This is a genomic window from Paractinoplanes durhamensis (assembly GCF_016862175.1).
GTDB lineage: Bacteria > Actinomycetota > Actinomycetes > Mycobacteriales > Micromonosporaceae > Actinoplanes > Actinoplanes durhamensis.
The window spans coordinates 234,987-247,846 of record NZ_BOML01000019.1; the positions used below are offsets into that span (position 1 = coordinate 234,987).

At 70.3% G+C, this 12,860-nt stretch carries 9 protein-coding genes; 6 read left to right on the forward strand and 3 right to left on the reverse strand.

The features are described from left to right. Entirely contained in the window at positions 1-1,593 is a 1,593-nt protein-coding gene (locus tag Adu01nite_RS10830; protein ID WP_203726449.1) for an acyl-CoA dehydrogenase family protein, read from the reverse strand. Positions 1,594-1,664: 71 nt separating this feature from the next. Between Adu01nite_RS10830 and Adu01nite_RS10835 the strand changes: the two genes are divergently transcribed. The 4 genes from Adu01nite_RS10835 to Adu01nite_RS10850 all read left to right on the forward strand — a co-directional run bounded on the left by Adu01nite_RS10835 (position 1,665) and on the right by Adu01nite_RS10850 (position 5,856). Then, positions 1,665-3,371, forward strand: coding sequence for a methyl-accepting chemotaxis protein (locus tag Adu01nite_RS10835; RefSeq protein ID WP_203726450.1), 1,707 nt, complete (start codon positions 1,665-1,667; stop codon positions 3,369-3,371). A gap of 543 nt (positions 3,372-3,914) precedes the next feature. Further along, on the forward strand, positions 3,915-4,757 hold the full coding sequence (locus Adu01nite_RS10840; protein WP_203726451.1) for a hypothetical protein: 843 nt from the start codon (positions 3,915-3,917) through the stop codon (positions 4,755-4,757). Between the two features lie 330 nt (positions 4,758-5,087). After that, positions 5,088-5,438, forward strand: coding sequence for a hypothetical protein (locus tag Adu01nite_RS10845; RefSeq protein WP_203726452.1), 351 nt, complete (start codon positions 5,088-5,090; stop codon positions 5,436-5,438). Between the two features lie 217 nt (positions 5,439-5,655). Further along, on the forward strand, positions 5,656-5,856 hold the full coding sequence (locus tag Adu01nite_RS10850) for a DUF397 domain-containing protein (protein WP_203726453.1): 201 nt from the start codon (positions 5,656-5,658) through the stop codon (positions 5,854-5,856). A 33-nt stretch (positions 5,857-5,889) separates the two neighbouring features. Here Adu01nite_RS10850 and Adu01nite_RS10855 read toward each other — a convergent pair whose 3' ends face one another. Beyond that, positions 5,890-6,549: a DUF6082 family protein gene (locus tag Adu01nite_RS10855; protein ID WP_203726454.1), complete on the reverse strand. Its 660-nt coding sequence runs from the start codon at positions 6,547-6,549 to the stop codon at positions 5,890-5,892. Positions 6,550-7,145: 596 nt separating this feature from the next. Between Adu01nite_RS10855 and Adu01nite_RS10860 the strand changes: the two genes are divergently transcribed. Together Adu01nite_RS10860 and Adu01nite_RS10865 are read left to right on the forward strand one after the other, a co-directional pair. Then, positions 7,146-8,894 carry a dynamin family protein gene (locus tag Adu01nite_RS10860; protein ID WP_203726455.1) on the forward strand — a complete coding sequence of 583 codons (1,749 nt, stop codon included), beginning with the start codon at positions 7,146-7,148 and terminating at the stop codon, positions 8,892-8,894. Further along, complete coding sequence (locus Adu01nite_RS10865) at positions 8,891-10,309, forward strand: dynamin family protein (protein WP_203726456.1); 1,419 nt, start codon at positions 8,891-8,893, stop codon at positions 10,307-10,309. The genes Adu01nite_RS10860 and Adu01nite_RS10865 overlap by 4 nt, the downstream gene beginning before the upstream one ends. Here Adu01nite_RS10865 and Adu01nite_RS10870 read toward each other — a convergent pair. Continuing rightward, positions 10,291-12,852 (reverse strand): Hsp70 family protein, encoded by a 2,562-nt coding sequence (locus tag Adu01nite_RS10870; RefSeq protein ID WP_203726457.1) that lies wholly within the window; start codon positions 12,850-12,852, stop codon positions 10,291-10,293. The two genes, Adu01nite_RS10865 and Adu01nite_RS10870, sit on opposite strands and share 19 nt — an antisense overlap. Positions 12,853-12,860: the final 8 nt, after the last annotated feature.

Consider the following 12,860-nt stretch of genomic DNA (forward strand, 5'->3'; position numbering starts at 1 on the left):
CTAAGCGGGTGCCGCCCGGTCCACGATCGCGGCGGTGTCCGCTCCGGCGGGCAGCGTGCCGAACGTGTGCCCCCAGTCGCCGCCCAGCCGGGAGGCGCAGAACGCGTCGGCCACCTCGGGCGGGGCGTGCCGCACCAGCAGCGATCCCTGCAGCACCAGGGCCATCCGCTCCACCACCCGGCGCGCCTGTCCCTCGTCGGCGACGATCTTCTTCAGGTCGGTGACGGCGTCGTCGAGGCGGTGGTCGGCGCCGGCCGCGGCGTGCGCCTCGGCCAGCAGTGCCTCCAGGCTGTCCGGCTCGCGGTGCAGGGTGCGCAGCACGTCGAGAGCCTGCACGTTGCCGGAGCCCTCCCAGATCGAGTTGAGCGGGGCGTCCCGGTAGAGCCGGGGCAGGCCGGAATCCTCGACGTAGCCGTTGCCGCCGAGGCATTCGAGGGCCTCGCCGACGACGACCGGCTGGCGCTTGCACACCCAGAACTTGCCGATCGCGATGGCGAGCCGCTTGAACTGCTGCTCGTCGCGGTCGACGGCGCCGGCCAGCCGCATCGCGAGCAGGGTGGCCGCCTCCGACTCGACGGCCAGGTCGGCGAGGACGTTGCGCATGGCGGGCTGGTCGGCGAGCAGCCGGCCGAACGCGCGGCGGTGCCGGGTGTGGTGGATGGCCTGGCTGAGGGCGGCGCGCATGCCGGACGCGGAGCCGGTGACGCAGTCGAGGCGGGTCATCGCGACCATCTCGATGATGGTGCGGACGCCGCGACCCTCGTCGCCGACCAGCCAGGCGACGGTGTCGTCGAACTCCGGCTCGGAGCTGGCGTTGCTGCGGTTGCCGAGTTTGTCCTTCAGCCGCTGGATGCGGAAGACGTTCCGGGTGCCGTCCGGCAGGACCCGGGGGACCAGGAAGCAGGACAATCCGACCTGAGTTTGGGCCAGGACGAGGAACAAATCGCACATAGGTGCACTGGTGAACCATTTGTGGCCGCGCAGTCGCCAGGTCCCATCCCCAGCATTGGTAGCAAATGTCGTATTTGCCCGCACATCCGAGCCGCCCTGCTTCTCGGTCATGCCCATGCCCGCGAGCAGCCCCCGCTTGGTGGCCGGCGCCCGCAGCCCGGGGTCGTAGTCACGACTGGCAAGAAGCGGCTCGAACATAACCGACAAATCCGAATTGTTCCGCAGAGCCGGCACCACGGCGTAGGTCATCGAGATCGGGCAGGAGTGCCCGGCCTCGACCTGAGACCACACGAACAGGCCGGCCGCCCGCGCGACATGCGCTCCGCGACGATCGTCAGTCCAGGCCGCGCCGGCGAGCCCATTTCCCACGGCCACCGACATCAACTGGTGCCAAGCGGGATGGAACTCCACCTCGTCAACGCGGTGCCCATAACGGTCGTGGGTGACAAGGCGAGGCGAGAAGCGATTGGCTTCGTCCGCCCAGCGCTGCGGCTCGGGGCTTCCGGCCAGCTTCCCGAGCCGGTGCAGATCACCCACGGCCCAGGGCGCACCCTCCCGCGCCACCGCCGCGAGCAGGGCGGCATCGGCGGACACGTCGTAGTCGACCAGTGGCGGCGGCTGGTTGAAAACCTCGTGCGTCACAGCCGCAATCTACTCGCCAGTAGCTTGACCGACCACGGCCCGAACGGCGGAAGAGGTCGGACAATCGGGAAATGGGCTGGACGGTTGCGCTCCGGCGGCAGGCGTTGCTGCCGGTGGTGACCGTGGTGGCGGCGATGGTGCTGTTCCTCTTCGTGCCGCTGTGGATGGTGGCGCTGCGCGCGTTCGACGAGCTGGAACAGCGCGAGGCCGCCAACGAGGCCGACGAGCTGCGGGTGGCGCTGGACCAGCACGCCCAGCGGCTGCAGGACTTCGGCGTCACCAACTCGATCTGGACCAGCTCGTACGACGACATCCGGCACGGTGACAAACCGGGCTTCGCCGACGACCTGCCTGGCGACGTCCTCTTCGGGAAGTACGGCATCACCGCCGCCGTCGGCGTCGACCACGACGGCAACCCGCAGGTCGGCGGCCTGGTCACGATGAAGGGCTACCAGCCACTGCCGGCCGCGCTGACCGACCCGGCCGTGCTGACCAGGATGTTCCCGACCGGCGGCGACCCCGGCACCTACCGCTGCGGGCTGGTCAGCGTGACCGGCACGCCGACCGAGTTCTGCGGCTTCCCGTCCTTCCCCGACGACCGCCGGGCCTCGGCCGGCGCCCTGATCCTGATGCGCGCCCTCGACGACGCCGCGATCGCCGGCCTCGCCGGCCAGACCGGGGACGCGGTCAGCACCCGCGACGCCGTCCGCAGCGACGCCGTCACGCACCCCGTCCAGGACAGCATCTTCGGCGCGATGGCGATCACCACCAGCTTCGTCGGCGACCACCTGGCGGTGGACAGCACCATCGCCGGCGTGGACGGCACCCCGGTCACCCTCGAAGTGACCGTCGACCGCCCGATCCGCGCCCTCGCCGAGAAGACCCTGCTGCAGATCCTGGCCGTACTGGTCGTCGCGGTGGTCGCGGTCGCCGTGGTGATCGTCCTGGTGATCCGGCGCAGCATCCGCCGCGAGGTCGAGCCGCTCAGCCGCACCACCGAGAAGATCATGCGATCCGGCGACCTCTCGCTGCGGGTCCCCGACCGCACCGGCGAACCGGACATCCGGGCGCTCGGCCACACCATCAACGCGATGCTCGACTCGCTCGCCGCCGGCCAGACCGAGATCGCCGAGGGCCGGCGCCGCGAGGAGCAGGAACTCCAGGAGCACCGGGCCACCGAGGAACGCACGAAGCAGCAGACCGAGCAGCGGGTCCAGGCCGAATCCCAGCAGGCCATCAACGGCATCGCGGCCCAGCTGGCCGAGGCGGTCCGCGAGGTGGACGCGGCCCGAACCTCGGTGCAGGACATCAACGCCGGCGTCGCGACCGCCCAGAACGCGACCGAGGAGCTGTCCGGCCACGCGGCGGAAGCGGACCGGGCCGCCGAGGCCCTGTCGGTGAGCCTGCCCGCAACGAGGGAGATGGTCGCGATGATCTCGTCGATCGCCGGCCAGACCCGCATGCTGGCCCTCAACGCGACGATCGAGGCGGCCCGGGCAGGCGAGGCGGGCACCGGTTTCGCGGTGGTGGCGGGCGAGGTCAAGAAACTGGCCGACGACACCGCCGACTCGGCCGACCGGATCACCGCCACGCTGGGCACGCTGACGACGACCGCCACCGACGTCTCCGAGGCGGTAGCCACCATGAACGACAACATCGGCAGCGTCCGCGACGCCATCGCCGAGGTGCGTGCGGTAGCCGGAAACCAGCAACACACCTTCGGTGATCTCATCGATCAGGTCCAGGCGGCGATCAGGCGCATCGACGAGTTGCGCTGACTATGAGTACGGGGATAGGCCGAGTCCACTGAGAGCAGCGAAGCTGCGTGCATCCTTACGGCCGTTGGCGACCTGGCGGCGAAGCCGCCTGCCGGCACGCCTCGAGCGCATCCGATGTGGCCACCCCTGCTGCTCGGCCGGTGACCCATTCGAATTCCGCCGGACGTCCGTATTCCGATGCCGGGTCGGCGTGAAGCCTCGTCGGCCGGCGACGAGAACCGGGCGGCCTGTGGATGGTCGGGGACCGGGAGCGCTGACAGTGTCACCGTCATGAGACATGTGCGCTCGAGTGTCGCCGGCGCGGCGGCCCCGATCCGGCCTGACTGCTGATGTGGCCCGGGCGGGACATCTGATCGGACGTCGGTACGCTGTATGCACCGTCCGTCATCGATCTGTTGCCCTTGCTGCCAACGGAAATGCCAGGGTGACCTGACGGGAGACGTAGGAGTGAAAGACCTGCGACCGACAACCACCGGACGAGCGCTCGACGCCACCTGGGTAACGGCGGCCGGCCGCCGACCGTACGGGAATTGGGTGCGACGCGTGGCCGGTCCGGCGAGCCGTGCCGGACTTCGGGCCGGCCAGGTTGTGTCGATCTTCAAACGCGTCCTGGGTTACCTGCTCGCGGCCAACGCGCACCTGATCGGCATGGCGGTGAGTCGCGTGCGACGGGATCGCGCTGAGGTCGGCCGGGCCGCACCCCCGGCACTCGATCGGGCGCGAGCCTGGGAAGCCGGCGTGATCGAGGCGACCACCCGGCTGGTGGGCCAGGCCGAGGACGAACTTGCCGGCAACACCGCGGACGCGTGGCTCGACCGGATGTCCATGCCGCAGGCTGTCTTCGATGCCCTCGACGCGTATCTCGCCGCGTTCGGCGATCCGATGACGCCGGACGCCGCGGTCGAGCATCGCAGTCGACGCCGGGCATGGCTCTGGCTGGCCATGGACAACTGGCATCGCAGTCCGGACTACTCCGACGACGCGGGCTGTCCCATGCCGTCGTTGCGTGCAGGCAGGCTGGCGACCCACAGGCGGGTGCGCGACGCCTTGGCCGACCCGACGCTTGGCGAGGGGGTGGCGCGGGACCTGCTCGCATCGAGCCGCCTCGAATGGCTCATGGCCGTCGGGCGCAGGGCTGAGGATCCGCCCAACTCCTACAACCTGCCACCGTCGTGGGTCCAGGCCGCCCTGGACGCCTACTTCGCGGCGAAGTCCGACGTGGAGCTAGACGATCCGGATATACCTTTATATCCGGATTTGCACCTAGTATCGGAGACTGTAGTGCGAGCTGCAATGGCAGACTATTGCCCGGAATGCCCACATAATCTACATTGGTCCGAGGGGTTACCGGCCCCGGTTCGGGCCGCGCTCGACGCTCTCGGCTAGGTGCCCGAAGTCTGCATACGCGCCGGGGTCGTTTTTGCGCGCTAGGTCTCGGAGGAAGCGGTAAGATCCCCCGAAACGGTTTGCAATTGCGCACCGCACGTCACTAGTGGTACCTCTGCGGTTACCCTGCGAGAGGGTCGGCGCTCCACTCATAACGTGGAGCCAGCTACGGCCCGCTGGTGCTTCCGGACGTGTTAAGGGTGTCGAAAAATAGAAGAACCTGGACGCTTCGGGAAGGCCAATTCAAAAATGACGCCTGAGCTTGGGGAGGGTGTAGCCGACGAGATCGGCGATAACGTGCCGGCCGGCGGTAGGGGCAGAGCAAAGCCAGTGTCCGAGTTGCGCGCACCGCTCCGGGCGCGCATCGCTGAGTTGCTCCTGAGCGAAGATCAGTACAGCACGAAATGGCGGAAGTATGTGCAGCGGGCTCGGGGCGAGATCTCCTGGGATGCCGTGGCACAGGTCATAGCGGAAGATGCGGACATAGCGGCAGATCCGGACGGCGAGAATCCCAACTATTATCGAAAGTACAGTCGGCCGGTGGCCGCCGCGCTGAAGCCGGCGGGCGTCGGACCCAACTGGGGAACGCTGAACAGGATCATGGCGGCCTTCAAGATGACCAAGGCGCACCGCGATGAGCTTCTCGTCCTGATGCGTAAGGCCGATGCAGGCAGTCAATAGCTATTTGTGAATGCTTTCGACAGCTCCGGATGGCATGGTCAATCCTTGCCGTCCGGAGTTTTCCGGCTCCGTCCCCGATAGCTCGTTGTGGCGCATAGTGGCGCATTGTGCGGCAGAAGCCCGCAGTAGTTCGCGCACGTCCGCACTAGGGTTCCTCGATTCGTTTATGGTCCGGCAGCAGGCATTTTGCCGGCCAAAACGGAACGAGGAGAATTCCATGCCGCTTACTGCGGACGGCAAGAGGCGGAAGTCCGAGCGGTGCTTCTCGAACCCTTCCTGCGTGTGGGTCGCGCTGGTCACCGATAAGGTCGAGTTGTCGGACAGCGCCGACGGAGGCCGGGTCCTCCGGTTCGAATCCCGCGAATGGGGTGCGTTTATCGCCGGCGTCAAGAACGGCGAATTCGATTGGCCGCGGTGATCGGTGACCGGTGATCGGTGACCGCCGGCCGGGTCAGTTGCGTCGGCGGCTGCGCCCGGCCAGATAGCCGCCGACCGCCGTGCCGATCACCGCTCCGTAGACCAGCGCCTGCCGCGCTCCCGCGGGAAGTCGCCGATCGATCTCCGTCGCATGGTGTTTCGGCGGCACGACGGTGGCTGGCCCGGACTCCATCGCCCGGTGGTACTCCTCGTTGAGGATCTCGACGAACTTCTTGTCGCGCTCTCCGATCGCCGGCCAGCTCTCGCCGTCCTGTCTCCAGTGATCGCGTCCGACCTGACCGGCGAAGAAGCCCCGGGCGTTGGTCCGGAGCATTTCCTCGTCCATGTGGCCGATCCGAAACAGCATCAGCCAGTAGGTAAGAACGAGATTGCTGAAGCCGATGAGCGCAGGGTCGTAATCGACCTGCGGTACGAAGCCCCAGCTGTTCAGGAACTTCATGTTGTCCAGCGTCAGCCGGACCAGATCGAAGTGCCGTTGCCGGACGGTCTGCTCCTCGGTCATCCGGTGTTGCCGCTGCTGGATCACCAGGGAGACCGCGACCCCCAGCAGGGCCAGCCCGCTCAGCACGGCCGACGTCGCCCCATAGGCCTGGCCGGCGTCGCCCAACTGGTTCCACGGCAGCGGAAGCTGAACGGCGAGAAGCATGAGAACGGGCGAAGCGGTGATCAGCAACAGGCAGGTAATCACCAATATCGCCGGCAGCAGTCCACGTAGACGTCGCATGCGTACCTTCCGACGAGGGAACGCCCCCGCCCAGAATTGCTGATTGTTCGCGTGATCGGCAGCGATGGACTCTTGATTGCGGGCTCCGTGGCAAATTTGGCCGTCGCCGGCGGCCGTTGCGGAACGTCAGTCGACCGGCCCGGCGGTCGCCAACGGCCGTGAGGCCGCAGCGAGCTTCGCTGCTCTCAGTGGACTCGTCCTATCCCCGTACTCATAAAAGCGACGCTGCCGGCGGCTGGACCGGATGCCGGAGATCGCGATTCTTGGGGTTGAAACGGCTCCGCACGGATCTCGCGGGGTGCCGTGCCGCGAGGTCCGTGCGGAGGTCTTGGGCCGCGCGGCGCTCGGAGGCGTCCGGGGCAGGCTGATCGTAATGGGAATGCCCGATCTCCGCACGCTGATCACCGGCGTCGGATTTCGGACCCATCCGGCCTTTCCGCGGCTTCGAATCCGGCGTGGACCGTGCCGTGCTGGTCAGGTCTTGAGCGGGGCGCGTAGGGTTCGGACGCTGAGGTTTGTCTTGAGATGAAGGTGGGGCAGGGCGGTTGACCACGGGCGTGCTCGCGGAGCTGGCCGATGCCCGCGCCCTGGCTGCGGCGGCCCAGCGCGGTGATCTTGTGGAGCGGCTCGACCAGGCGCTCGGGCGGCTTCGTGCCGACGATGCGACGGTGGCCGTGGTCGGTGAGTTCAAGCAGGGCAAGAGTACGCTCGTGAATGCCCTGTTGCGCACCGACATCTGCCCGGTCGACTCGGACATCGTGACCGCGGTGCCGACCATTCTTCGCTACGGCCGGCCGGCCGCGGCGTTTCTGCAGGTGCCGCAGGACGACGGGGCGCTCGCTTCGGTGCCGGTCGGCTTCGACGAGTTGCCGCGGCACATCGCCGAGGGGGACAAAGCGGGCGTGCGGGCGGTGGAGGTGCGGCTCGATCGGCGGCTGCTCGGCGCCGGGCTGTCGATCATCGACACGCCGGGGGTGGGCGGGCTCGACTCGGCGCAGGGCAACCTCACGCTGGGTGCGCTCGCCCTGGCCGGCGCGGCGCTGTTCGTGACCGACTCGGCGCAGGAGCTGACCGCCCCCGAGGTGGAGTTTCTCCGGCGTGCGATGGAGCGGTGCCCGCGTGCGTTCTGCGTGCTGACCAAGACCGACCTCTACGGGGAGTGGCGGCGGATCGCCGAGATCAACCAGGGGCACTTCGAGCGGGCCGGGCTGGACGTGCCGATCGTGGCGGTCTCCTCGTTCCTGCGGATGCGGGCGCAGGCCCGCGACGACACCGCCCTCAACGACGAGTCCGGCTTCCCGAGGCTGGTCGATCTGCTGCGCCGCGACGTGCTCGGCGCGGCCGCGGAGAACAAGCTGGCCGCCGCGCGTGCCGAGATCCGGTTCGTGGCGGCGCAGCTGCGCGAGCGGGTCGAGGCCGAGCACGTGGTGGCCGCCCAGCCGGAGGCCGCGCCCGAGGTGGTGCGGCGGTTCGCCGAGAAGTCGCGGCGCAGTGCCTGGCTGGCCGGCGGCTCGTGGCAGACCGTGCTCGGCGACGGCATCCAGGACTTGAGCGCCGACGTCGAGCACGACCTGCGCGAACGACTGCGGCTGATGGTCCGCCGCGGCGAGGACCTGCTCGACGAGTCGGACCCGCGGGAGACGTGGCGCGACTTCCAGGCCTGGGCGACGCGCGAGGCAGCGGCCGCGGCGGTGGACAACCTGATGGTGCTGGTCACCCGCACCGAGCAGCTCGCGCACGACGTGGCCGAGCGGTTCGGCATCGAGTACGACAGCCTCGACGTCGACCTGCCCGCCCCGGAGTTGGCCCTGCGCAAGGTGAACGAGCTCGACGTGAGCTTCCAGAAGTCCGGCATGCAGCAGTTCCTCGGCGCGTTCACCGCGGCCCGGGTCACCTACGGCGGCATCTACATGCTCGGCGCCGTCGGCACGTTCTTCAGCCTCGCGTTCGCGGCGCCGCTCGGCCTGCTCGCCGGCATGACCCTCGGCCGCCGGATGATCAAGAGCGAGCGGGAGCGGCAGGTGCTGCAGCGTCGGCTTCAGGCCAAACAGGAGCTCCGGAGGTACGTCGACGACGTCGGCTTCCACGTCGGCCGCGACTGCCGTGAGGCTGTCCGGCGCACCCAGCGGTTCCTGCGTGACGAGTTCTCCGCCCGCGCGCAGGCCGCCGAGCGGTCGGCCGCCGCGGCCGCCCAGGCCGTCCGGGAGATCGCCGAGCTGCCGCCCGAGCAGCGCCGGGAGCGGGCCGACGCGCTCGCCGAGCAGAAGCGCCGGCTGGACAGGCTGGCCGCATGAGCCTCCTCGACCAGGTCCGCATCCTGCTCGACCGGGCCATCGCGGAAACCCGCGACCAGCGCCTGATCGACGCCCGCCGGCGGATCGACGAGCCGCTGCGGGTGGCCATCGCCGGCAAGGTGAAGGCCGGCAAGTCCACCCTGCTCAACGCCCTGGTCGGCGAGGAGCTGGCGCCGACCGACGCGGGCGAGTGCACCCGGATAGTCACCTGGTACGCCGACGGCCGCACCTACGCCGTCACCGCGTTCCTCAACGACGGCACCGCCGAACCGCGGCCGTTCACCCGCCGCGACGGCGCCGTGCAGATATCCCTGGGCCGCCCGGCCGAGGAGGTCGACCACCTCGAGGTCCGGGTCCCGAGCGCCCGGCTGCGGCAGCACACCCTGATCGACACGCCCGGCATCGCGTCGCTCTCCACCGACGTGTCGCTGCGGACCATGGCGTTCCTGGAGGCCGAGGGGGAGCGGGCCGCGAAGACCGACGCCGTCATCTACCTGCTGCGGCACATGCACGGCAGCGACGTCCGGTTCCTCGAGTCGTTCCACGGCGACGGCCTGTCCAGCGGCACCCCGGTCAACGCGGTCGGCGTGCTGTCCCGCGCCGACGAGATCGGCGGCTGCCGCCTCGACGCGATGGAGTCGGCCGGCCGGGTGGCGGCCCGCTACGCCTCCGACGAGCGGCTGCGCCGGCTCTGCCCGGTGGTGGTGCCGGTGGCCGGCCTGCTCGGCGCGGCCGGCGCGACGCTGCGCGAGGACGAATACCGCATCCTCGCCGCCATCGCCGCCGAACCGATGGCGCAGGTCGTCGAGCTGCTGCTGACCGCCGACCGGTTCGCCGCGTCCGGGCCGCAGCGGGCGCGGGTGCTCGAACGGCTCGGCCTTTTCGGCGTCCGGCTCGCCATCCGGCTGATCCGCGAGAAGTCGGTCGCCGACTCGGCCGCGCTGGCCCGGGCGCTGACCGACCACAGCGGCATCGACCGGCTGCGCGAGGTGTTCGCCGCCCAGTTCGTCGGCCGCAGCGAGGTCCTCAAGGCCCGCTCCGCCCTGGCCGTCCTCGACGAGTGCACCCCGTCCGGCTCGGTCATCGCCGGCGAGGCCGAGCGGATCCGGGCCAGCGCCCACGAGTTCGTCGAGCTACGCCTGCTGCACCAGCTGCGCTCGGGCCGGTTGCCCGGCACCGACGAGCAGCTCGCCGAGATGGACCTGCTGCTCGGCGGGGCCGGCGGCGCCGCGCACAGCCGGCTCGGCCTGCCCGCCGACGCCGCGCCCGGCCGGATCGCCGCCGCCGCGCAGGAAGCCCTGATCCGCTGGCAGAACACCGCCGAGCACCCGTTCTCCCCGCGCGAGCTGAAGACCGCCGCCCGGGCCGCGGCCCGCAGCTGCGAGGGCCTGCTCGTTCAGTACCAGCAGGGATGACCCTCGTACGCACCGGGCTTGGTCAGCACCTTCTCGCCGGACCCGTCCGGCCGCTGGATAACGACCGTCGGATGGTCGTAGTCGCCGCGCACGAACGCGAACCACTTCCCATCCGGTGACCAGGTCGGATCCATCTCCCGCGCCGGGTTCGACGTCACCCGGTGCGGATTCGACCCGTCGATGCCGACCAGCCAGATGTCCGAGTTGTCCTGGTCGACCTCCAGGGTGAACAGCACCTGGCTGCCGTCGGGGGAGTAGACCGGATCGTTGACCTGGCCGGTCTCCGGCTTGGTGATCTGCCGGCCCGGCTCCTTCGGGTTCGCCACCGTCAGCTCGTAGACCTGCCGCACCCCGTCCCTGTTCAGCCAATACAGGATGGAGTTGCCGTCGGGCGACCACATCGCGTCGTCCTTCTGCGTCTTCGTCTTGGTGAGCTGCTTCAGCTCGCCGGTCTCCAGGTTGAGCACGGCGATCTGCTTGGTCCCGTCGAACTTCTTCATGAACGCGATCTTCTTGTCGTCGGCCGACCAGGCCACCCGGCCACCGGCGTCGTCGGCCACCTCGTGCCGGTCGCTGCCGTCCGCGTTCATGACGTCGATCGAGGTGTGCTCCCCGTTGTTGTGCGTCATCGCGATCTGCTGCCGCGAGTGCGACCACTTCGGCAGCACGTCGCCCGCCTTGGTGCCGGGGAAGATCGTGCGGGTGTCGCTGCCCGGCGTGAACGAGTAGACCTTCGACTCCTTCTTGCCGCCGGCGATCGGGGTGTCGACCCGGATCAGCATGGTGTCGGTCGGCGGGGCGAGCGGATCCACCGGGGCGGCCTGCGATGCGGCGGCCGACGCGGTGGTCGCGGTCGGGGTCGCGGCGGCGTTCTTGTCCTTGTTGCTCTTGTTCAGCAGGACCAGGCCGGCCGCCGTGCCGCCGGCGATCACCGCCACCACCAGGGCGGCGACCATCAAGATCTTGGAGAGGTTGCGCTTGGGCGGTCCGGGCAGGGGAGGCGGCGGCCACGGCCGAGGATCTTGCGGTACGCCGGGGGGAGCACCCCCGCCGGCCAGGGCCGTTCCCGCGCCGGTTCTTGGGGCCATGCCGATCGGTGGGGTGGTGCCCAGGGCGGTGGGGGCCGCGGCGCCCGGGATCGACGCCGAGCCGCGGGAGTAGGCGAGCGGGCCGTGGCTCGGGGCGGCCTGGCCGGGCACGCCGTTCGCCGGTGGGGTGCTGGTGGGTGCGCTGCTTACGGGCGTGCTGCTCACGGGCGCGTTGCCGTAGGTCGGGGTGGGGGTGCCGTAAGGCGGGCTGCCGGCTCCCGGGTTGGTGCTTGTCGGCGTGCCGGTCGCGCTGCTGCCGTTGGCCGGTGCCGCGCCGGTTGCGGCGACCGCCGCACCGCCCCACTGCGGCGATGAGATCGGCGAATATCCGCCGGTCGGCGCCGACTCGGCCGGGCGCGGTGGCGGCGCGGCCGCGGCGAACGGCGACCCGCCGCCGACCACCACGGCGGTCGCGACCGCGGCGCCCATCGCGATGCTGTGCTCCGGGTGCGGGTCGGCCACCACCGGCCGCTGGAACTCGGTGGAGAGCAGCTGCGAGACGAGCGGGATCCGGGACGACCCGCCGGCCAGCAGGAACGCGCTGAGCTGCGCCGGCGCGACCCCCGCGCCGCGCAGGGCCCGCTGCGTCGCGGTGATCGTGTCGGCCAGCGACGGCGCGATCATCGACTCCAGCTCGGAACGGTTGAGCCGGATCCGGGTGTGCAGCCCGGGCAGTGCCACCGGGATCATCGTCTCGGTGTCGAAGGACAGCGACTCCTTGGCCTCCACGCAGTCGCGCCGCAGCCGGGCCAGCGCCGCCACCGCCTCGGGGTCGCCCGGGTCGAGGTCGGCCTTGTCGCCGAGCACGGTGAGGACGTGCCCGAAGACCGCCTCGTCGAAGTCGATGCCGCCCAGCTGCTCGACCCCCTCCGGCTCGCCGAGCAGCACGAACCCGTCCCCGTCGCGGCGCAGCACGGCCACGTCGAAGGTGCCGCCGCCGAGGTCGTAGACGGCCACCGTCTCGCCGTCCGCGATCCGCCGGGCGGTGGCGTGCTGCAGGGCCGCCGCCTCCGGCTCGCTGCGCGTCTGCACCGGGCCGGCGTCGGCCAGCTTGATCGCCTGGTCGAGCTGCTCGCGCTTGTAGGGCCCCCAGTTGGCCGGGTGGGTCACGGTGATCGCGGCAGGCGGGCCGTCCTGCAGGCCGGCGACCGTGTCGAGGACGTGCCGCAGCAGCTTCGCGGTGAGCGCGTGCGCCGAGAACGGGGTGCCGCCGACCAGGATCGGCACCGGGTCGCCCATCCGGCGCTTGAACTCGCGGGCGAGCCGGGCCGGTTCGGCCTGGCCGCGGCGTTCGGCGGCCTCGCCGATGAGCAGCCCGCCGTCCGGTTTGACGAAGACCAGCGACGGGATCTCGGCCCGCCGCCCGCCGAGGCGCACGACCTCGACCCGGCCGTCCACCCGCACCGCGGCCGCGGTCTGGGTGGTGCCGAGGTCGATCCCCAACCCGTACTGCATCGTTCGTG